General features: G+C 65.7%; 20 protein-coding genes, 3 tRNA genes and 1 other RNA gene. 13 read left to right on the top strand and 11 right to left on the bottom strand.

From position 1 onward, the window contains the following. Positions 1-90: 90 nt before the first annotated feature. An RNA gene (gene ffs, locus ACIA76_RS29355) (signal recognition particle sRNA small type) lies at positions 91-185 on the bottom strand. A gap of 134 nt (positions 186-319) precedes the next feature. Between ffs and ACIA76_RS29350 the strand changes: the two genes are divergently transcribed. The 6 genes from ACIA76_RS29350 (at position 320) to ACIA76_RS29325 (ending at position 5,983) form a co-directional block, all read left to right on the top strand. Beyond that, positions 320-1,282 carry a hypothetical protein gene (locus tag ACIA76_RS29350; protein ID WP_397156264.1) on the top strand — a complete coding sequence of 321 codons (963 nt, stop codon included), beginning with the start codon at positions 320-322 and terminating at the stop codon, positions 1,280-1,282. A 54-nt stretch (positions 1,283-1,336) separates the two neighbouring features. Then, positions 1,337-1,421, top strand: a tRNA-Ser gene (locus tag ACIA76_RS29345). Between the two features lie 156 nt (positions 1,422-1,577). Continuing rightward, positions 1,578-2,813, top strand: coding sequence for a tyrosine-type recombinase/integrase (locus tag ACIA76_RS29340; protein WP_397156262.1), 1,236 nt, complete (start codon positions 1,578-1,580; stop codon positions 2,811-2,813). A gap of 5 nt (positions 2,814-2,818) precedes the next feature. Beyond that, a complete protein-coding gene (locus tag ACIA76_RS29335) occupies positions 2,819-3,391 on the top strand; it encodes a hypothetical protein (protein WP_397156260.1) in 573 nt (190 codons plus the stop codon). A 181-nt stretch (positions 3,392-3,572) separates the two neighbouring features. Continuing rightward, the gene (locus tag ACIA76_RS29330; RefSeq protein ID WP_397156258.1) at positions 3,573-3,794 is read left to right on the top strand and encodes a hypothetical protein; all 222 of its coding nucleotides are present in this window, start codon (positions 3,573-3,575) and stop codon (positions 3,792-3,794) included. 218 nt (positions 3,795-4,012) lie between these two features. Beyond that, positions 4,013-5,983 (top strand): S9 family peptidase, encoded by a 1,971-nt coding sequence (locus ACIA76_RS29325; protein WP_397156256.1) that lies wholly within the window; start codon positions 4,013-4,015, stop codon positions 5,981-5,983. 134 nt (positions 5,984-6,117) lie between these two features. Here ACIA76_RS29325 and ACIA76_RS29320 read toward each other — a convergent pair whose 3' ends face one another. The 3 genes from ACIA76_RS29320 to ACIA76_RS29310 form a co-directional block, all read right to left on the bottom strand. Beyond that, entirely contained in the window at positions 6,118-6,579 is a 462-nt protein-coding gene (locus ACIA76_RS29320; RefSeq protein WP_397156253.1) for a hypothetical protein, read from the bottom strand. A gap of 154 nt (positions 6,580-6,733) precedes the next feature. Next, on the bottom strand, positions 6,734-6,994 hold the full coding sequence (locus ACIA76_RS29315; RefSeq protein WP_397156251.1) for a hypothetical protein: 261 nt from the start codon (positions 6,992-6,994) through the stop codon (positions 6,734-6,736). Between the two features lie 133 nt (positions 6,995-7,127). After that, positions 7,128-7,865, bottom strand: a complete 738-nt coding sequence (locus tag ACIA76_RS29310; protein ID WP_397156249.1) for a hypothetical protein — start codon at positions 7,863-7,865, stop codon at positions 7,128-7,130. 239 nt (positions 7,866-8,104) lie between these two features. On the opposite strand from ACIA76_RS29310, the gene ACIA76_RS29305 reads away from it, so the two are divergent. The 3 genes from ACIA76_RS29305 (at position 8,105) to ACIA76_RS29295 (ending at position 9,440) form a co-directional block, all read left to right on the top strand. After that, positions 8,105-8,401, top strand: coding sequence for a hypothetical protein (locus tag ACIA76_RS29305; protein ID WP_397156247.1), 297 nt, complete (start codon positions 8,105-8,107; stop codon positions 8,399-8,401). A 136-nt stretch (positions 8,402-8,537) separates the two neighbouring features. Next, entirely contained in the window at positions 8,538-9,056 is a 519-nt protein-coding gene (locus ACIA76_RS29300; RefSeq protein WP_397156245.1) for a GNAT family N-acetyltransferase, read from the top strand. A gap of 54 nt (positions 9,057-9,110) precedes the next feature. Further along, positions 9,111-9,440 carry a hypothetical protein gene (locus ACIA76_RS29295; protein WP_397156242.1) on the top strand — a complete coding sequence of 110 codons (330 nt, stop codon included), beginning with the start codon at positions 9,111-9,113 and terminating at the stop codon, positions 9,438-9,440. Positions 9,441-9,839: 399 nt separating this feature from the next. Here ACIA76_RS29295 and ACIA76_RS29290 read toward each other — a convergent pair whose 3' ends face one another. After that, positions 9,840-10,424: a hypothetical protein gene (locus tag ACIA76_RS29290; RefSeq protein WP_397156240.1), complete on the bottom strand. Its 585-nt coding sequence runs from the start codon at positions 10,422-10,424 to the stop codon at positions 9,840-9,842. A gap of 346 nt (positions 10,425-10,770) precedes the next feature. Next, positions 10,771-11,643: a DNA/RNA non-specific endonuclease gene (locus ACIA76_RS29285; RefSeq protein WP_397156238.1), complete on the bottom strand. Its 873-nt coding sequence runs from the start codon at positions 11,641-11,643 to the stop codon at positions 10,771-10,773. 468 nt (positions 11,644-12,111) lie between these two features. Here ACIA76_RS29285 and ACIA76_RS29280 point away from each other — a divergent pair, with 468 nt between their 5' ends. The 4 genes from ACIA76_RS29280 to ACIA76_RS29265 all read left to right on the top strand — a co-directional run bounded on the left by ACIA76_RS29280 (position 12,112) and on the right by ACIA76_RS29265 (position 14,615). Then, on the top strand, positions 12,112-12,951 hold the full coding sequence (locus tag ACIA76_RS29280; protein ID WP_397156236.1) for a class I SAM-dependent methyltransferase: 840 nt from the start codon (positions 12,112-12,114) through the stop codon (positions 12,949-12,951). A 212-nt stretch (positions 12,952-13,163) separates the two neighbouring features. Then, a tRNA-Gln gene (locus tag ACIA76_RS29275) sits at positions 13,164-13,235 on the top strand. An 8-nt stretch (positions 13,236-13,243) separates the two neighbouring features. Further along, positions 13,244-13,314, top strand: a tRNA-Gln gene (locus ACIA76_RS29270). A gap of 701 nt (positions 13,315-14,015) precedes the next feature. After that, the gene (locus ACIA76_RS29265) at positions 14,016-14,615 is read left to right on the top strand and encodes a hypothetical protein (RefSeq protein ID WP_397156234.1); all 600 of its coding nucleotides are present in this window, start codon (positions 14,016-14,018) and stop codon (positions 14,613-14,615) included. A 620-nt stretch (positions 14,616-15,235) separates the two neighbouring features. Here ACIA76_RS29265 and ACIA76_RS29260 read toward each other — a convergent pair. The 5 genes from ACIA76_RS29260 to ACIA76_RS29240 form a co-directional block, all read right to left on the bottom strand. Next, positions 15,236-15,382 carry a hypothetical protein gene (locus tag ACIA76_RS29260; protein ID WP_397156232.1) on the bottom strand — a complete coding sequence of 49 codons (147 nt, stop codon included), beginning with the start codon at positions 15,380-15,382 and terminating at the stop codon, positions 15,236-15,238. Positions 15,383-15,452: 70 nt separating this feature from the next. Next, on the bottom strand, positions 15,453-18,047 hold the full coding sequence (locus tag ACIA76_RS29255; RefSeq protein WP_397156584.1) for a valine--tRNA ligase: 2,595 nt from the start codon (positions 18,045-18,047) through the stop codon (positions 15,453-15,455). Between the two features lie 113 nt (positions 18,048-18,160). Then, complete coding sequence (locus ACIA76_RS29250; RefSeq protein ID WP_397156231.1) at positions 18,161-19,087, bottom strand: glycosyltransferase family 2 protein; 927 nt, start codon at positions 19,085-19,087, stop codon at positions 18,161-18,163. Then, complete coding sequence (locus ACIA76_RS29245) at positions 19,084-19,812, bottom strand: SAM-dependent methyltransferase (protein WP_397156229.1); 729 nt, start codon at positions 19,810-19,812, stop codon at positions 19,084-19,086. The genes ACIA76_RS29250 and ACIA76_RS29245 overlap by 4 nt, the downstream gene beginning before the upstream one ends. Further along, on the bottom strand, positions 19,812-21,167 hold the full coding sequence (locus tag ACIA76_RS29240; protein ID WP_397156227.1) for a hypothetical protein: 1,356 nt from the start codon (positions 21,165-21,167) through the stop codon (positions 19,812-19,814). The genes ACIA76_RS29245 and ACIA76_RS29240 overlap by 1 nt, the downstream gene beginning before the upstream one ends. Between the last annotated feature and the right edge of the window lie 42 nt (positions 21,168-21,209).

Genomic DNA, 21,209 nt, shown 5'->3' with positions numbered 1-21,209 from the left:
CCGCGGCTTCTGGCGGCGATCCAGCCGCCCACGTTACCCGTCGAAGTTTCGAGGATGCAGGGCGAGTTTCGGATCCGGACGCCGGAGATAGTAGGAGGACCCCGCGCACCCGGCAGAGCCCGTTGACCCTTGCTGCCTTCCGGCCCTGGGGGAGTTCACAGGATGCGCGCCGCGCGGGATCCGTGGGCCAGTGTAGCCGCTGCCGCGACCCGGCCGCCGCGGGGCCCCACAGTTGACCCGCGACGTGCGCGATTCGAATCGCTACGATCTGTCCGACATTTCGAGGGGGCTTCCGCGCCACAACCGGAGGATGTGAGCAGTGACAGGTATCAACCCCGGCCATTCGCAGAACGGACGCAGCGGCGAAACCGTGCAGTGGTGGTCGACCCCACCCGCGAACACCAGCCCGGGAACGCCGATCGCCGGGGCGGAGCCGACCGTCCTGGGCGGTCAGCACGGACCGGTCACCGGCGCGGACCCGACGGTGCTGGGCGCGGGATTCGACAACTACCGCGCCGCGCCCCCACCGCCCTATCCGCAGCCCGGTTATCCACAGCAGCCCTACGTCGGAGCGCCTTACGGTCAGCAGCCCGGCTATCCGCATCAGCAGTTCCCGCCACCGCCGCCGCGGCGCAAGGGCAGCGGCTGGATCATCGGCGGCGTGATCGGCCTGGTGGTCGTCGTCGGCGCGGTGATCGGCGCGGTGGCGCTGACCCACAAGAGCGGCGGCAGCAGCACCGCCCTCGGCCCCGACACGAAGAAGATCGACGGCAGCTACTCCGTGGCCAACGTCACCAACGCATGCGCGCTGATCGACCCGACCGCGCTGCGCAAGTGGGCCCCCAATCAGAAGGGCCAACCCGAACACATCGAGCGCGCACCCGACAGCTCCTACGGCGGCGGCTCCCTGAACTGCCACGCCGCATACGACGGCGCCGGCAAATACGGCGGCCAGACCTCGACCCTGAGACTCGAGGTCAGCTTCCAATCCCAGTACGGCACACCGGAATTCAACAGCTGGAAAGACTACGACACCAAGACCACCGGCAGCGGCCGCACCTCCGGCGCCATCGCCGGCATCGGCGAGCAGGCGTACTTCGCGACCTACGAACAGCCCTACAGCAGCTTCGTCTCCCTCGACTACACCTGCGCCACCCTGGACTCCAACATGTCCGCCAAGATCAAGCTCTCCGTCGAGACCACCACCCCCACCAACAAGGACGACGTAGCCACCACCTGCAAGGACCAACTGAGGAAAGCCGTCTCCGGCCTGCACAAATAACCCCCGACCAGCCCGATTTAGACTCCTCCGCCCCCACCCGGTATATTGCTCGACGGAGGATTCGCCTAGTGGCCTATGGCGCTCGCCTGGAACGCGGGTTGGGTTAACGCCCTCAGGGGTTCAAATCCCCTATCCTCCGCTGCGAAGCCGCAGGTCAGGGGCAGCTTTCGGGTTGCTCCTGATTTGCGGTCACGTGCGGTCACGGTTTTCGTGGCATTCGAGGACAGTCGGCAGTTTCACGGCGCTCCCGGTGCGGGAGTGTCTGACCTGTTGGATATGTACCTCAGAGGTTTTCATGGCAAAGATCCGCGAACGCACGCGGAAGAACGGCAGCACCTACTACCAGATCATCTACTGGTACCAGGGCAGCCAGGGGTGTGAAAAGTTCGAAACCGAACCCGAAGCCGAGCGGTGGCTGAAGGTCCTCGACACGGTCGGGGCGGTCGAGTGGCTGCGGATGCTCTACTCCGTCGAGGCCGCCGCGACTCCCATTACCGATGTGCCCACGGTGCACGAGATCTGCACCGAGATCATCGAAGGCCTGACCGGGATCGAGAAGGGCACTCGCAACCGGTACAAGAGAATCCTCGTCAACGACATCGAGCCGTTCTTCGGCGCGGACTCACCCGTCACGGTGATCACCGACCTGTCGGTACCGCGCTGGGTCAACCACCTCGCCGAGAACGTCGGCAACGCCGCGAAGACCATCGCCAACAAGCACGGTGTGCTGTTCCAGCTGTGCAAGGCACTCGTGCGACGCAAGCTGCTGACCGAAAACCCGTGCCAGCACACGAAACTACCGCGCGTCGTGTCGACCGAGATGTGTTTCCTCGAACCGGACGAGTTCGCCGCCTTCCTCGCCGCGCTGCCGAAGCGGTGGCGGCTACTGGTGGAGTTCCTGCTCGCCTCCGGCGCGCGGTGGGGTGAGGTGACCGCGCTGCGGGTGCGCGACATCAACCGCACGAAACTCACCGCGCGAATTCACAAGGCGTGGAAGTACACCGGCAACAAACCCGTCCTCGGGACACCGAAGACCAAGAAGTCCACCCGCACCATCAACCTCCCAGATCATCTCGTCGCGCGACTACCCCTGGAGGGTCGTCATCCCGACGAGTGGTTGTTCGCGCTCGACGACGGCTCGCCGGTGCGGATCTGGTATTTCTACAAGGACATCTGGGTGCCTACCCGCGACGCGCTCTCCCTGGCCAAGGGAGATCCGTTGAACGGCAAGAAACCCCGCATCCACGACCTGCGGCATTCCTGTGCGGCGTGGATGTTGACGGCGAGGGTGCCGATCCACGTGGTGCAAGCGCATCTGGGGCACGAGTCGATCAAGACCACCGTCGATGTGTACGGGCATCTGGACCGCAATGCCGCCGCAGCGGCGGCAGCGGCCATCGGGGCGAGCCTCGCACCGCGCCAGCCCGATCCGGCACCGACGCCCGCGCCCACCCCGACGCCCGCCGGTGACGGTGCGGCGGCGGTGCTGGCCTTCCCCACACCCGCTGCGGCGGCCGGGAAGGCGGCGTGAGCGCGATGGGCGACAACACAACTCGGTTCCCCGGCGCGCTGGACACCCTGCAATACCAGGGCATCATCGAGCAGATGCCGCCGCCGTGGCAGGTGTTCACCGACTTGCTGGTCATCACGGGAGCCCGCCTCGGGGAGGCCGCCGCGCTGGCCGACACCGACCTCGACCCCGCCACCGGAGCGGGCCGGATCCACGGGATCTGGCGGCCCGGCCCCCGTGGCTGGATTCTGGCCGACGCGCCGTGCGCGCGCACGATCGCGGTGCCGCAGAACCTGTTCGACCGACTCGACATCGGCAGCAGTGGTGAGGAGTTGTTCCGGATCGACGGGGCCTGCGGGCCCGGGTTGATGACCCGGTTCGTCGGGCGCGTGTGGCGGCCAGCGGTCGACGCGGTCGCCGATACCCTGCTGGGCGGGCGGCGGCCCGCCGTGGCCGCCCTGCGGACCACGTGCGCGCTGTGGCTGGCCGAAGCGAGCGTGCCCTGGCCGGTGATCGCCACGCAACTCTGCTACCGCGACACCGCCTCGTTCGCGCGCCGCCATCTCGACCTGCTCGCACCGACCGTCCGCGCGCAGTAACCACCCGGGCAGGCCGGGCGCGCGGACCTGCGCGCCCGGCCTGTCGCGACGCCTGCGCCGCCCTCGGAAGTGGTTGCCGCGCAACGGTTTCCGACACCGATAGCGAGTTGACTTCGTGGCTTATCAGAGCGTTCATGGTGTCGCACGGAAACAACACCGCACCGACAGAAAAGGATTCGCGATGACCGACACACTGACCACCAGGGAACTGAACGACCTGGTCCGCGAGCTGGGCGAGATCATCGACGGCCACAACGATCGCGACATCAAGGCCCACGGGCAGCGCGCAGTATCGGCCTGGGTGCTCGACAGCCCCCGGCGCGGCCAGGAAATGGCCGCCTACGCGCAGAAACTGCGGCGAGCCGCCGAGATCACCGCGATCCTCGCACACACCCGCCACTAGGAATACACCCCCAGCCCCGCCGCCCCGGCAGGACCGCGGGTGGCGGGCCTCGTCGGGGCCAGCGCGATGTGGATTCGGCGGACACGTCACCAACCCGCTCGTTTCCCGACGGGCGACCGGACCAGCGTATGCGTAGCAAACATCCGCTATGCCGAAGAGCGGACGCTGTACCGTGCATCGTTCGGGTTCGTTGGGCTGATGGCGGCTAGCCTGGGCCGGTGACAGTCACAGGGTTGCCCTTCGGATCGTGGCCTACCTCCATCACCTCCGAATTCCTCGTCGCGGCCGTGGTGCGGCTGTCGGAGGTGCGGGTGGACGGCACCGATGTCTACTGGTCGGAGGGACGTCCCACCGAGGGCGGCCGGACTCAGATCGTGCGCCGCGGCGCCGATGGCACCGTCACCGACCTGCTGCCGGACGGTCTGGACGCGCGCACCGCGGTCCACGAATACGGCGGCGCGGCATGGTTCGTGCGCGATGGCGTGCTCTGGTTCGCCAACTGGGCCGACCAGCGGGTGTACCGGCTCGAGCCCGGGGGTGTGCCGGTGCCGCTGACCCCGATCCCCGCCGTGCCCCGCGGCGACCGGTACGGCGACGGCGACCTCGCCCCAGACGGTACCGCCGTTGTGGCTGTGCGCGAACACCATCCGGCCGACGGGCGCGGCGCGATCGATGTTCGCAACGAGATCGTGCGGCTGTCCGCGGACCGTGCCTCGCCGCCGGAGGTTCTGGTGAGCGGAGCGGACTTCGTCATCTCGCCCCGGCTGAGTTCGGATGGGGGTTCGCTGGCCTGGGTGTCGTGGGATCACCCGTCCATGCCGTGGGATGACACCGTGCTGCGGGTGCGTGATCTGGCGACCGGCGCCGACACCGTCGTCGCGGGCGGGCCGGGGCAATCGGTGTTGGAACCGCGCTGGCAGCCCGACGGTTCGCTGTTGTTCCTCTCCGACCGCGGTGGGTGGTGGAATCTCTACCGCTGGGCGCCCGGCGGCACGGTCGCCCCGGTGGTCGAGCTGAGCGCCGAGATCGGCGTGCCCGCTTGGCGATTGGGGTCGGCGCGCTACACCGTACTCGACGACGGCGGCGTCGTGTTCGCCCGCTGGCGCGACGGCTACGACGGCCTCGGATTGCGCCGGCCGGATGGTTCGGTGACCGACCTGGACCTGCCCTTTTCCTCGATCGCCGCGATCGCGCGTGCCGGTGCCGACGCCGTCGTCGTAGTGGCGGCCACTCCGACAACCGAACCCGGCGTGTATCGCATCGACTTCGGCGACGGCACACCGCATCTCGAGGTGCTCCGCCCGCCGCGCGAGCTCGGCCTCGACCCCGCCTCGGTCTCGGTGCCCGAGCCGATCTCCTTTCCCTCGGTGGACCGCACCGGCGCGCCACGGACCGCGCATGCACTGTTCTATCCGCCCGTGAACAGCCGTTACGGCGGACCGGCCGGGGAACTGCCACCGCTGCTGGTCGTGATCCACGGCGGCCCGACCAGTTCCGCGCTGCCCGTGCTGTCACTGAGCACCCAATACTGGACCAGCCGAGGATTCGCCGTCGTCGACGTCAACTACGGCGGCTCCGCCGGATACGGCCGCGACTACCGTGAATTGCTCGCGGACGCATGGGGAGTGGTGGACGTGGCCGACTGCATGGCCGCAGCCCGATGGCTCGGCGAACACGGCCGGGTCGATCCGCAACGGCTCGCCATCCGCGGCGGCTCGGCGGGCGGTTATACGACCCTCGCCGCGCTGGCCCGGGCGGACACCCCGTTCGCCGCCGGTGCGGACCATTTCGGAGTCGCCGACCTCGAGGCGCTCGCCGCCGAAACACATAAGTTCGAAAGTCGATACCTCGATGGTTTGATCGGCGAATACCCGGCCAGGCGCGACGTCTACCGCGAGCGATCGCCGATCCACCACATCGACCGGCTCCGCAAGCCGCTGATCGTGTTGCAGGGCAGCGAAGATCCGGTGGTGCCGCCCAATCAGTCACAGATGATCGTCGAAGCGCTGCGGGCACGGCGAATCCCGGTGGCCTCCTTGGTCTTCGAAGGCGAGCAGCACGGCTTCCGCCGCGCGGAGAACATCCGCCGTGCGCTGGACGCCGAACTGAGTTTCTACGGCCAGGTGTTCGGGTTCGAGCTGCCACCGGCCGAAGGTATCGAGCCGGTCACCGTCGAAAACCTCACCTAGTTCGGCCGGCACGCTGAGGTCGGCCGAGGGTCTTGCGAATGCGCGGTCATGCCGCAGACCGGGCTCTCGCAAGGGTGGAGCCGTGACTGGCCGAGCATTCGAAATCGGCTGTGGGAAAGCATAACCCGCCGTTCTCAGTTCGTGTCGCGACAGCGGACGCCCGCTTGTCGAGCCATTCGTTCGCTGCCGACGAAGCGATGAAGATAGTTGGCTTCGTTGATCCTGCGGTCGGCGTCGAGCGGCTGCGCAGCGAGCCTGTGCACCGTTGCGTGAATGGCGCTGATGAAGTACTCCGGCCATCGGATCGTTCGGACGGCCAATACGGGCGAGCGATCGATGTCGGCCAGCCCGACCGGCAGCGTCAGGTGCTGTCCCGGTTCGATCGTCGGCACTCCTGGGCTTGTCTCCGGCGGGGTGTCGGTGTGCGGGTTGAAGGGGATGCTTTCCCAAGCGGTTTCACCGATTCGATAGCACAGGATCCCGTTGTGGCGGGTGTCGAGCCAAGCGAATTGTGCTTCAGCGGTTTCGAACTCGTCGATCTGCTCGGAGGTAGGGGAGATGTAGTCGACGACGAAGACACAGCCCTCGGTGGTCAAGATCAATTCTGGTCATGGCCACCGCTGAATACCCGAGTCGTAGTAACCGCCGATAACGAGCCGCAGTGGGTCTGCCATGCAAACCATCCTGGCCTCCGGACGAGCGGGGGTGCAGGCCCGGAATCCCAACGGGTCCCCCGCGAAACGCACTATATTAGCCGCCGAGCGGGGTAACCCGGCCAGCAGTGATCCAACCAGCAAACGCACGGTGACAGAGGCTGTGTGCTTCGATCGCGAGCCAGCGGAGGGCGATCTTGCACGCGTACGGGCCGTTCTCGCACCAGTGCGCCAGGTTCAGATGCTCGTGCCCGCCGAACACGGTGTGGCCGTGGTCGCCGGTGAACCAGCGCAACGGGATCGCTTTCGCCTGACCTTCGTTGAGGATCGTGGCCGGGGTGGTGGCGAGCCGGGCCATCACCTTCTCGTAGCTGGCGCGCGCCAGGTGTCGTAGTCGAACATCGAAATGTGTTGCCTCCTTGTCAGTTCCAGCAGCCAGCCCCCGGACACCCCCTTGTTGGTGGTGTCCGAGGCTGGCGGCTGGCCCCGCCTCAGGTGTTGGGGATCATGTACCGCTTCGGGGCCTCGCAGGTCTTCACCGCGATCCCGTCAGCGACCAGCTTTTCCAGCGAGTTGTGGATAGCCCCGACCGACCTCTCGAGGTTGCGGCCGATCTCGGTCGGCCCGAATTCCCTTCCCGCGCAGTCGCGCAGGAATTCCTCGACCATTCCCCGCAGCGCGCCCGGCTTCAGTCGCTTCCCGTCCGACGCGGGTACGGGGGCCTGCTCGTTCGCGCCCTCGGTCCCGGCCTCGGGCGGGGCGGGTTCGGCGGCGGGCGGCTGGCCGGGCTCGACCTGCGAGTCCTGCCCCGGCGCAGCTTCGGGCGCTGTGTCCGCTTCTGCGACGTCGGCGGCGGGCTCGACAGGTGTGTCCGGCTGCGCCGGTTCGGGCGCAGTGGCGGCCACCTCGGCCGGTGTATCGGCCTCGTCCACCGGAGCCTGGTCCGCCCCGGTGGCGTCACTGTCGTCGATGTTCTCCTCCGCAGGGGTGTCGGCCGCGTCGGTGCGGGGCCACCAGAGGTCCGCGGGCCGCTGCGCCGACCCGTCGGCTTGTCCCTCCGTGCGGTACGCGCCGCCGGTGCGTTCGAGGGCGACCAGCAGCTTGCGGGCCGTCGAGCCGCCGATCCCGGCGTTGGCGGCGAGTTCCTTCGAGGTTACGCCGGGCGCTTGCTGCAGCGCTGCCCACAGCTTCTCAGCGGTCGAGGTCTTGGTCTCGGTGGCGGCGGTCATGGTGTTTCCTCCTGCGAGTTCGGTTGGTGCGTCACCCTTTTCGGGGTGGTAGCCGCCGGTGTGCTCCGGCGCGTTTCGACTACGACACCATGAACGCTCTCCCCGCCCACGAAGTCAAGTCGATACCAATCCAAATATGTTGTGCCACAAGCGAGTTCGGTGACCAACGGAGTTGACTTACCGGCAGATCTGAGGGTCCATGGTGTCGCAAACACGAACCGCGACAAGGAGAAAAGGCCATGACCGACACGAACATGACCTACGAACACTTCATCTACGGACCCGCCGAGCACGCCCTCGCCTGCGGCGCCGCCGACCTGGCCGCCGCCGGATACATGGTTTCTGTTGCGCCCGAGTTCGATTCCTGGCGCGAGGACCGCAACCCCGCCCGCGCCTGGCAACGGATCGCCTACGGGTCGCTGGACAAGGCATTCACCACCGCAGGACGCGACGACATCGACATCGCCCGCCACACCCACGACGCGCACTACAGCGGCGGCGGATGCTTCCTCGCACCACCCAACCCACACGACTGAACCAGACGGGCGGCCTTCGGCGGGCCGCCCGCACGCCCCGTGACTCGCTGCCCTTTTCCTCATCCGGGACCCGGTGCAGTGGTGCCTGTGCTATGCAGGTCATCGGACACGAGAGGGCTGGGGACGGGAGGCGGTCATGGATCACATGGCGGCGATGACCACCGCACCCTGGGCGGCGGCCCGGGTCCAGCAACTCACCCCTGACGACTGGCAGATACTGCGCGATATCCGGCTGCGGGCCCTCGCCGAGGCGCCGTCCGCCTTCGGGGCCACCTTGACCCAAGCGCGCACACGCACCGAACAGCAATGGCGATCCCGCCTGACTGAACGCGCCGTCTTCGTCGCCACCCTCGATGACACGGCCATCGGCACCATCGCCGCTACCGCCGACCCCGACCACGATGCCGCGCACCTGATCTCGACCTGGGTAGCGCCCGAGGCTCGCGCCAGCGGCGTCGCCGACCGACTCGTCCGCACGGCCATAGCCTGGGCGACCTCCACCGGGTACACGTCGATCCGGCTCGAAGTCAGCGACGGCAACATCCGCGCCGAACGCCTGTACCGGCGGCACGGATTCACCCGCACCGGCCGCCACGGCATCATCTCTCCCGACGACCCCAGACCCGAATTCGAGATGACCCTGACCCTGCGCTGACACCGGCATCGACCCGCACCGCAGATGTCGGTCCCCACCGCTATCGTGCCCGGCATGCAGTCGGCCACCGCCACCGTCGCGCAGATCGTGCACACCATCACGCCCCTGGACGAGCTCGAACACCAGCACATCGACCAGACGCTGGCATGGCTGGCCCGCACCGACGACATCTTCCGCCGCACCAAACCCGCCACCCTCGCACCGCACCTGGTCGCGTACGTGGCCCTGGTCGACCCCGACCAGCGCGGGATCTACCTTGGCCTGCACCACAACTCGGGCCTGCACCTGCCGATGGGCGGCCACGTCGAACCCGGCGAACACCCCTTCCTGCCGCACGGCGCGAAGCGGCCGAGGAACTCGGCATCGACGCCGAGTTCACCGTGATCGGCGACCGGCCGCTGATTCGTGGCGTGTCCCCGGTGCCAAATGGGCTCTGACTGGCCCGCCTGTTGGTACGGCCGGCCGGATTCTCTGTCGTCGGTTAGCGTAAGGAGGTTGGGGTGGGTGCTTCCGTACGGGGGTTGTTCGCTGTGACGGTCGCGGTGCTGTCGGTCGGGGTCTGTGCGACAGCGGGCGCAATACCCCCGAAAACAACCCCCACCCCACCCCCTACCGCGCCCACGCAACCGCACAACGAATTCAAGCACTCATTTTTCGCACAGCCCAAGAACGCAGACCTGCCCTTCTGCACCGACGAGAACTAGGCTAGCGATTTCGATTACCAGGTCCGCAGTTGCCAGTCGGTGGACGCACTAAACCCATGTCTTGCGTCAAGACCTCTTCTTATTCGCCCGTGAAAGGAGAGAAATCGCGGTCCGGCACGAAGGATGGCTCGGTAATGTCCGGACGACTCTCCTGGAAATGCACGACTTCGCTCCGCGCACCTGCGAGTAGTCCATAAATGTAGGATACAAGGCCGCCGGTATGATAATCGGACACCGGGCTGAAATCAGTGAACATCACCGGCCACTCATTCGGATTCTCACCGACCACATGCCAGTACCCGATTCCACCCTCCCCGCCGCTTCCCCAGGCAATGACCGGCGGCGGAGCGTCTTCCGGCCCGAGGTCGACAGGAACCTCGGAACCATCGTTTCCTATCCATTTACCGCCGAAGCTGATAATCGTCGGCCTCATCTGCATGAGGGAATCAATGAGCACCTTCTGTGAGTGGATTATACCCCCCCTTTCGGTAGGGGCCGTCACGCGGATGTATTCATTGAATTGACCTGGGCCGTAAAGGTCGATCAGCTGTTTGTAGTCATCGGGCAATGGAGATCCGAGAGCGCTTTCCGTTGCTTTCCAATCGAATTTCACTGCCGTGGGCGGCGGCGGGACCAACGCGACCAAATTGTCCAACGTGCTCATTGTCAACTCTCAATCCTGGTAGTCTTTGATAGTTATCCGTGATGGTCATCCGCTTGCCGCACCAGCCGTCACCCCTACTCGCAGGGTGCGGCAGCAGTGGAACTGCATTAAGAGTAACATTTGCAGCTTTCCCGAGGAGTGGCCCGCCAGTTCGTTCGCTGCTCCGAGCTCAGATCATTTATTTCTTGTTCGCAGACAGGGGCGATCTTGACGATGCGTTGCGAAAACGCCCTTTCGGGCAGGTTTCAGCCTCGGCGATCTGGCATCTACTTGCCCGAAAGGGAATTTTGTCGCGTCACAGATCAGCTGACGGTCATTCAAGCGATCCGGGTTCGGTCACGATCACTTAGCTATTGTCGATCGTCCACTGCCCGTCAGCACCCGAGCCTTGAGCGGTGATCACAATCTTGACCGGCCTATCGTCGTAGCCGTTTGTGTACACGGGCGTCACCGTGTAGTCGATCTTGCCGCTTCCCGGAAGGGCGATCCTGTTAGCCATATCGTATTCGATTTTGCTCATCTCGAGGTTCGCACGCTGCGTGATTGTCACCAGGTTGCGGGCGTCACCACCAAGACCGCCGAGAACATTCGCCAACAGATGTCCACGCTGGAACTGGGTCGGCGTATAACCATCGCTCCCCCAAGCATTATCCTTATCCCAGCCAGGGGGATTGATTTTGCCGGAAGCGTCGGTACCCGAGCGGTACATGTCGGGGCTGAGTGTCGCCTTGGCACCCGTCGCAGCCCGTCCGTTCATCGCGCCATAAAGTGAACTGCCGCCATCGCCGTAGGTCGTCTCACGTTCAAACTTGTCGTTGGTCTGATCGGAAGTGACCGTGCCCTTTTTATTGGGATTAGCCGCGGGCTTCGGATAACCCGGAGTAGGATTATCTTTCGTCGGTTGATCGACGGAGCAATTCTTTCTGAATGCTACGAGCTGGCGTAATTCGGCATTGCCGCGCTCGGCTTCAGCATTGTAAGCAGCTACTGCTGCGGAATCTTTTGGATCCGGCTTGTTCGCGTTGTGGACCGCCGCTGCGGCTTGGTTCGCATCGATACGGGCCTGAACATTAGCGCACGTGAGGTTGTCCGGAGCCGCAATCGCCGATACGCTCGGACCGGCGACCAAAGCCACGACGCTGAACAGCGTGAACATGGCAAGGATCAACGCCCGAGATAAACGAGCTAATTGCGGCAAAGGCCGCTTCTGCGCATGCATAGATTAACCCCTGTTTCGTCAGTCTGATCGAGCCAAAAACGACATGCGGGAATACCAAACTAAAGGCTCAGTAGATACCCGCAGTCCGGCTCGATCTCCCAGTCGTGAAGGCTCCCCCTCACGTGACTCAATGTAGATGACACAACATGGAGATGCGCGACAAACCGGGCAAACAAGACTAGGCGGTTGAATGAACACCGAGATACGCGAAAGCTAACCACTTCCTCGGAACATTCTGGAGTGCAACACATTTGGTGTCACTCCCGCAGTTGCAACCACCGCACAAGTGATGGTAGATATGCCACGAGATCTTGGAACATGCTGTGGCCGAGGTGGTCTCGTCGACGTTCGAGCATTCGTCACACCGTGTGACGACAACGTCAACTTGTCACTGCGACGTCGTCTGCAGCTCGGCCGTGAACGTCCTGCACTGCTGCTTACGGGTCGACTGTCAAGGTGAGAGCCGTTGTGGCGCAGAACGTCTGCTTCTGCCGGATATGGGGTGTGTTGGTCACCGCAATTTCACTACCGTGGTCGGATGGCGCACGATTGCCCACGGGTGTTCTACGACGGCCTAGCTGCCACGTACGACCTGATCTATCAGGACTGGAAGCCACGATCGCGCAGCAGAGCCGGTCGCTGGATCAGCTCATCCGGTCCGCGGGCCACCACAACCACGAGCGGCTACTCGACGTCGCGTGCGGCATCGGGACTCAAGCGCTGGGCATTGCCCAACTCGGCTACGACACCGTTGCAGCCGACCTGAGTTCGGTTGCAGCACAACGCGCCCGCACCGAGGCCCAGGCCCGTGGCGTGCCCCTGCGCGTAGTCGCTGCCGATATGCGGTCCCTGCCATTTCCAGCTATCACCTTCGACATCGTCGTCTGCGCCGACAACGCGCTACCCCACCTGCTGAACTCGACCGATGTGATCGACGCCTGCGAGGAGATGCTCCGGGTGCTGCGACCGGGCGGCTTACTCCTGCTCACTGTCCGCGATTACGATGCCCTCCGCCGAACACGCCCATGCTCCACAAGGCCGCAAACGCACAACTCCGCCTCCAGACGCATGGTGACGTTCCAGCTGTGGGACTGGACCGACGACGGTGAACACTACGACCTGGAACTGTTCCAACTCGCTTCGCATGGCGAACAATGGATCACGACGGCGCGGCGCACTCGCTATTGGGCGATGACCCGCGACCAGATCACCGAGTTCGCCCACACCGCCGGGTTCGAGTCCCTCGCCTGTCACGTGCCGGAACAGACCGGGTTCTTCCAACCGGTGCTGACCGGGCGCAGGCCGTAGAACCCACGTGCGGTGGTACCGGCTCGCACGCTGCCAGCTCACCGCATGAACCTCGTCCACGGCCTCGACCTACTCGGCATCACCGCACCAGAACGAATGTGAGCTTGCAACAATCGGCACGCATGGCTCTGATAGCGCGTTCGAATCGCGCCACCCCGACCGGTAAATCCGTTGCGGCACCTGCCGCGTGCATGGCACCGTGATCAGGACGGTGGGGCATGGTCTAACGGCAGGACACCGCTCTTTGGTAGCGGACGGTGGAGGTTCGAATCCTCCTGCCCCAGTGGCATATTGGGATGTCGTCTAACGGCAGGACTACGCACTCTGACTGCGTCGATCGAGGTTCGAATCCTTGCATCCCAGCGTTGGCCGAATGGCGTAATGGCAGCCGCGCCTGACTCAAATCAGGTGTCCTCGGATGTGGGGTTCGAGTCCCTCTTGGGCTACAGACCGGTGGTCCCATCAGGCTGGCAGGCGACACAAGATTCATCTGCGCCCATTCGAGATGTGTCTGCTGAGGCATGGAGCGGAGCCTACAGTGACTCGAATATATGTTCGATCACGACCCGGTTCTCGAGTGCGTCCTCGTTCCACATGTGCGTAGAACGCGCGCCCAGCGGCATAGGTGCGTTTCCCGATGCTGTCCGCCTGTCCTGGAGGGTTATCGAAGCAGTAGTGGTGTGCGGCGGCTCCTGACGCGCGTGCTGCTGAATCACATCCGTACCCGTGGACATGGCGCCGCGAGGGTGGCGGGACGTTGCGATCGGGTCGATGTGCGCGTGTCTAGGCGGATTGGCGGCAATCCGTGCGGTTGGGTGGTGACGAATGCTGAGCGTCTGCCGGTCTCTGCACCTTCACCGAGGAGGAGTCAGAAGTCGTGTCGCAGTCCCGGTCAATCGCATCCGAGCCCGGATTGATCGGCTGGAGTTCTCGGGGTGATCCGGGTATTTCACATTGTGGTGGTGGACGGGCTCGGTGTTGGTGGTTACCGCCCTCGGTGAAAGGTTTTGCTCTGTGGTTCGGTCCGATCTTCATTCCTGACCATCGACTGGAGGTAATGACACATGCACACCCCCACCACTCGCCCGGCTGCTGCCGTCGCGGCTGTGGCTGCGGCACTGGCGCTGTCGGTGACCGGTTACACCGATGCCACGACGGCACCGGTGTACGCGGCCACCCCGAAGACAGCCTGCGAATTCATCGGTGTCAAGCCCGCCGCTATCCCCGACACCGACAAAGACGATAAGGCTGTCATCGACCAGCATCGGAAACGCGCCTGCTCCGCAGCCGCCCGCGCCCGCGTCGCTGCCGCTGGCTCCGACGCCGCCGCCAACGCCGACATCCACGCCAACGGCGCCGCCGACGCCGCTGCCCGCGGTGCCCGCGCCGCCGTCCACGACGACGACGCCGATGCCGCCGCCGATGCCGCCGATGCTGCCGCCGCCCATGCTGCCGCCGCCACCAACGCCACCAACGCCGCCCGCGCCGCTGCCGACGCCGCCGCCGCGTCGGCGGTGTCGGCGGCGGAGAATCCTACCAAGGTCGAGCTCGCGGATGCTGCGGCTCAGGCGGAGAACAAGGCGGTCGACGCCATGCGGAAGGCCTACGATGGCAAACCGGACATCGCACCGATCGAGCTGATCGGTACGGCAAGCAAGAAGTAGCCTGGTGTCACGCTCGGCCCAGGGTCGGGTATGCCCGTCCAGATCCGGGTGTGGTGTTGGTATACCCCGGTATTAGTGAGTTGAGCTGAGATCGATGGGCGACGAGGTCTCCGGGATGAGTGTTTCGACCAACACAACGATCGTCCTGGAGACCCCGTGCCTGGCCGTTCCGCCATCAGCGGGCGTTGGCTGTGCCGTGTCTGCCCAGTCTCTTCCTGCTGAACATCGCCTGGGTCATCTTGGGCTGGGCGATCGCCGACCTGCTGCCGGTGCGGATGATCGCCGAGGTGATCGCCGAGTGCGGGCCGCCAGCATCGACTCCGCACGCCAGGCGAAATCGAAGCTGGATTCGGCCTGTAACAGAACGTATTCGGGTGACGCATGCGCTATCGACCGGCCCGCGATGGTGTGTGCGGTGCCAGTGGGCGCGAGACGAAGCCCTATCCTCTGCCCGCCTCCTCGAGCGCTGCGGCACAAGACATTGGCCCTGCCGGACCGCGGCACGCTACAAGATTCCAAGGGTTGACGACTTTGCACCCATCGATGGCGCGCCACCGCGCGAGATGTGGCCATAGCCGAAAGCCCCTATCGCCTCGATACCCAGCCGCAGGAAGCTTTTGTCACGGCCGCGAACCGGCGACGTTGGTCCCGATCACCGGGATGCCCAGGTCGGTCTCGTGGTCCAGGCTGGGCTGCCGATCGCGCATCCTGTCGAGGCCGGCCAGCTTGGCGGCGGCGGCGTTGAGGCTCACCCGAAGCCCGTCCACTTCGCCAGTCCAATCGTTGGCGATGCGCCGACGGCCCATGCGGTAAAGGCCGACGGCGCATCCTCTCGTTCTATCTTGCTGTTAGTGTGGCGAGCTGGTTGCCGATGCGTTCGATGTCCTTTTCCGCCTTGGCCTTTCGCTCCCGGATTCCGTCGATGACGGGGGCGGGGGCCTTGGCGAGGAAGGCGTCGTTGCCGAGCTTGGCGGTGGTGCTGTCCAGATCCTTCTGCGCTGCGGTGAGGTCCTTTTCGAGGCGACGGCGTTCAGCATCCACGTCGATCGCCTGGGACAGATCGACACTGACGCGGGCCTCGCCGATCGGCAGTGTCGCGGTGGCCTCGAAGCTCTCGCCCGCCGGTTCGAGCCGCAGCAGCTGCCGGATCGCCGACACGTGAGGAGCGAGTGCTGCGGTGAGCTCCAGCCGGGCCGGGACGGGCTGGGTGCTGCGGACGCCTTGGTCCGATCGAAAACGGCGCACCTCAGTCACGAACTCCTGCAGTTCGGCTATCTCGGCTTCGGCGGCCGGGTCGCGGTAGCCGAAATCGGTGGGCCAGGCGGCGATGACGACCGATTCACCGCCGGTGAGCGTGGTCCACAGTTTCTCGGTGACGAACGGGACGATCGGATACAGCAACCGCAGCAGCGTGTCCAGGACATGCCCGAGCACCCGGCGTGAGCTGTCGGCAGCCGAACCGCCTTGGGAGAAGCTCGCTTTGGTCAGTTCGAGGTACCAGTCGAACACCTCGTCCCACGCGAAGTGATACAGCAGGTCGGACAGCTTCGCGAACTGGTAGTCGTCGAACAGCGCATCCGCTTCGGCGACAACGGTGTTCAGCCGGGACAGGATCCACCGGTCAACCGCGGGCAGGGCCTGCGGGTCGGGCAACTCGCCGGTGGTGGTGGCGCCGTTGAGGAGCGCGAAGCGGGTGGCGTTCCAGATCTTGGTGGTGAAGTTGCGCCCTGCTTCGACGTTTTCCTCGGCGATGGGGGCGTCGGTGCCAGGGTTGGCGGCGCGGGCGAGGGCGAAACGCAGCGAGTCGGTGCCGTAGGCGTCCATCCAGTCGATGGGGTCGACGACGTTGCCGAACGACTTGCTCATCTTCTTGCCGTACTTGTCGCGGACCATGCCGTGCAACGCGATCACCGGGAACGGCGCGGTCTGGCCGTCGCTGAGGTAGAGCCCGAACATCATCATCCGAGCGATCCAGAAAAACAACAGATCGTAGCCGGTGAACAGGACACTGTTCGGGTAGAACTTCGCCAACTCATCGGTCTGCTCGGGCCAGCCCAGCGAGGAGAACGGCCACAGCCCGGACGAGAACCAGGTGTCGAGCACATCGGCGTCCTGAGTCCAGCCTTCACCGGTCGGCGGAGTGTCGTCCGGTCCGAGACACAGGGTTTCGCCGCCCGGTCCGTACCAGACAGGAATGCGGTGGCCCCACCACAGCTGCCGGGAGATGCACCAGTCCCGCAGGTTGTCCACCCACGCGAAATACCGCGATTCCAGGCTCGCGGGATGGATCTGCACTCGCCCGTCGCGCACGGCGTCGCCGGCCATCTTCGCCAGCGGGCGCACTTTCACCCACCACTGCAGCGACTGCCGCGGCTCGATCGTGGTCCCGCACCGCGAGCAGTGCCCGACCGCATGCACATACGGGCGCTTCTCCGCCGCGATCCGGCCGTCAGCGCGCAGTGCGGCCACGATCGCGGCGCGGGCTTCGAACCGGTCCAGGCCTTGGAACGGGCCGTGCGCGGTGATGACGCCGCGCTCGTCGAGCACGGTCAGCGACGGCAGGCCGTGACGTTGCCCGATGTCGAAGTCGTTCGGGTCGTGGGCGGGGGTGACTTTGACTGCGCCGGTACCGAATTCGGGATCGACATGGGTGTCGGCGACGATCGGGATCCGACGGCCGGTCAATGGCAGCTCGATCTCGGTGCCGACCAGATGCCGGTACCGGTCATCGTCGGGGTGCACCGCGACCGCCGTGTCGCCCAGCATGGTCTCGGTGCGGGTGGTGGCGACCACGAGGGCGCTGTCGGCGTCGCCGTAGCGGATCGACACCAGCTCGCCGTCGTCGTCCTGGTATTCGACCTCGATGTCCGACAACGCGGTCAGGCAGCGGGGACACCAGTTGATGATGCGTTCGGCGCGGTAGATCAGGCCGTCGTCGTAGAGGCGTTTGAAGATCGTCTGCACCGCTCGCGACAAACCGTCGTCCATGGTGAAGCGTTCGCGGTCCCAGTCCACGCCGTCGCCGAGGCGGCGCATCTGGTCGGAGATCTGTCCGCCGGAGGTGTTCTTCCACTCCCACACCCGCTCGATGAACGCGTCGCGGCCGAGGTCGTGGCGCGACAAGCCTTCCCCGGCGAGCTGGCGTTCGACGACGTTCTGGGTGGCGATCCCGGCGTGGTCCATGCCGGGCTGCCACAACACCTCGTAACCCTGCATGCGTTTGCGGCGGGTCAGCGCGTCGATCTGGGTGTGCTCGAACGCGTGCCCCATGTGCAGGCGGCCGGTGACGTTCGGCGGCGGGATGACGATGCTGTACGGCGGCTTGTCACTGGACGGGTCGGCGTGGAAGTAACCGGCTACTACCCACCGTACGTACAGCTCGCTCTCCAGTACCGCCGGTACGAACGTCGTCGGCAGCGTCGAAGGGGCCATCTCTGTACGGGGGTTGGATTCGGTCACAGCAGCCCAGCATATGGGCTGCCCACGGGCCGAGTCGCGGCTACCGGGTGAGGGGTTTTCCGCGGATGGCTGCTCTTGGGGATTGCTCATGGGATCCCGAGAGATTCGAAGGGACTGGACAGGGTGAACTTGCGCTGCCGGGCCACGGTCAGTGCCTGGTCGAGGTCGAAGGCCGCCATGTGCAGCAGCTCGGTGAGACGGTCGGGTTTGGCCGCGCACACCAGCTCCGCGATCTTGCGGGCCGGGCGCGGGTCGTCGAGAACCGCTTGGAAGTAGTCGAGGTTGCGCTCGACCACCAGCAGGGTGGTTTCCAGCTCGCTGACCTCGCCCGCGGACAGCCGTCCCCATCGCTGGTGGATGCGGTACTCGTGGAATGGGCGGGGCAGGCAGTGGATGCGGTTGGTGGCGCAGCGGCGGTAGCGGGTGGCGAGCAGGTCGACGGCAAAGGCCCAGTCCTGCCATTTCCGGATCGCCGGGTCGTAGCCGCCTGCGGCGAGGCCGTCGCGGCGCCGGTACACGATCGGCAGCGGCGCGTGGTGTTTGCGCACGATCAGCTGTTCGTCGGCGGGGTAGGCGGAGATGGTGAGCCCGTCGAAATCGCCGACCATCCGGGAGAAGGTATGCACGAACGCCACCTCCGGGTCCTCGGCCAGGATCTGCACCGCCTGCTGCGCGTAGCCGCCCTCGGTGAGCAACTTCGGGTCGGTGGCGAGGCGATCATCGCAATCCAGCGGCAGAACATAGTCGCAGCGCGCCGCCCGCAAGCCCGCGGTGCGAGCCTGTTGCACCCCGGCGCGCTCGGGTAGGCGCACGACCCGTACTCCCTTGTGCCCCCGGCACACGTCGATCGCGTGGAGGGTGGCCGCGTCGTCGGAGGCATCGTCGACCAGCACGATCTCCCACACGCCGGTGCGGGGTTGTGCCACAAGCGATTCGATCGCCTCGACGAGGAACTCACCACAGTTGTGGCACGGCACGACGACGCTGATCCCGCGAACTCCTCCCGCTCTCACGCCACCCCTCCCGAAACCACGCCTGCCCGACGCCGGGCGGCAACGACAATCCTGTTGGCGCGGAAGTATTTCCGCGCCACGGCATCGTCGATGGCGGTGCCGGAGTTGTTCTCCGCGTATGCGGTCAACGTCATGTGTCCCTCCCATTCTCGATAGAGATGTTCTGCGACTGAACGGAACCCGGCTGCGGTGTAGGCGGCCTCGTCTTCGATGAACACGCGACGACCTCGCCGGTCGGTGCGTTCGATGTCGGTGAACACCTCCAGGTAGTGGCCCGCGCCGTGGGGTGCGTGCTGCACGCACCGGGCCAGGAGGTCGCGGACCTGATGCTGGCCGAGGTAGTGCAGGACGTTGCGGGCGACCACAATCCCGAATTGCTCTCGCACGTCGTAGTTTTCGATGCGTTGCTCCACGATCTCGAGCCGCTCGGCCAGCTCGGGCTGCTCCGCTATCCGGGACCGCAGAATCTCAGCGGGGACCTGGTCGACCGCGACCACCCGGAATCCCAAGCGCGCCAGAGTGATCGCGTAGGTGCCACGGCCGTAGCCGAGTTCGAGCGCGGTCCGCGGAACACCGGGATCGAGCCCGTTGACGAACGCGGCGAACCGGTCCGAGACCGGCGCGTCGAGCCGTTCTGCGGTATCGGCGCCGTCGGCGAGGGCCTGGGTGTAGAACTCGCTCACCGCGCGTTGCGAGCGGATTACCGACATCGTCGTCGCCTCCATCAGAATTCGTCGATCTCCACGACCTGGCCCGGGATACGCAGCGACAGCGCCAGCGCCTCGACGACGCGCATGGGCAGGTAGTGATCGGCCAGCTGGCTGCGGGTTTCGGTGCCACGCAACCAGTTCTCCATCAGCTCGCGGTTGCTGTCGCTGTGGAACAGCCCGTCGAAGCTCTCCTGGGCGACGAACTCCTCACCGGGCATCAGCGCCGCGTTCGCGCGCGTCACGACATCGGCGACCGCGCCGATCCGGTCGGCGTCCGGGCCGCTGGGTACGTCGTAGCAGTGCACATGCACCGAATACAGGGTCGACAGTTGCGCTTCCAGATCGACGCTGGAGGTGCGGCCGTTCTTGTTGTACACCCCGTCCGGGAACGTCGACCAGCTGCGGATCGACGGTGTGGTCTGTTCGAACGCCAGCGTCCCCAGCGTGATCGTCGCACCGGTGTCGGCGTCGACGAGCCGGAACGTCGTGGTGATGTCGGTTTCGCCGTAGCGGCCGCGCTCTCGCGCGAACGCCGGGCATGGCGAGTCGCCGTCCAGCCTTGCGGTGGCCGCGCCCGGCACCCGCTGGGCTTGGTCGGAAGGGTAGGCGCCGAACGAGCACAGCTGTAATCGCAGCGGTCTGTCCGGCAGGACGAGTTTGTTCAACTCGAGGATCTGTACGGTGAGGTCGATGTAGTGGTAGGCGCCGTGCATGAGCATCCCGTACCCGTACCGATACGGGTGGTCCTCGCGGGTGACGTACTCGTGTTCGAGGTTCCACACCCCGCCCGCGGTCCGCAGGTGTAACGAGGTGACTGGCGCCTGCCAGGCCAGCACCCGTTCCCGCAGCGGCGCAACGACTTTGCCGTTGTAGATGCGGTGATACCGACTCAGCGTCATCACCGAATGCTGTGCCGACCGCTGGCGCGCGATCTCGATCAGCTCCGCCATCGTCTGCGAGATCCGCGCCGGTTCGAACCTGCCCGCGGACACCGGCGCCAGCACCGGCTTCTCGGTCAGCGATGCCATCCCTTCCTCGACACAACACCGCAGATACCGCTCGTGCGCACCGACCTCCGTGGCGATATACGCCATCGCGGGCAGGCCCCGCACCTTCGCACCCGCCAACGCTGCCCGCACCGCGCCGCCGTCACCCGCTGCGCCCCTGCGCCCGGATGGCAGGAACACGCACTTGCGTGGCTGCGGATCCAGACCGGCCAGACGCGCCTCGACGGCTTGGCGTTCGGATTCGAGGTCGATGATCGAATACGACTGCAGGTAACCGTCTTTCAGCGCCCGCGCGATGCACGGCATGTATTTGTTGGCCACGATCTCGTCGAACCCGACCACCACCAGCTGATGAGTTGTCATGATCTGCTCCCCTCGCGTGTGGTCATCGACTGTCCCGCACGG

The organism is Nocardia sp. NPDC051570, assembly GCF_044454005.1.
GTDB lineage: Bacteria > Actinomycetota > Actinomycetes > Mycobacteriales > Mycobacteriaceae > Nocardia.
Note: the sequence above shows the minus strand (reverse complement) of the source record. Positions and strands in the feature narration are given on the sequence as shown.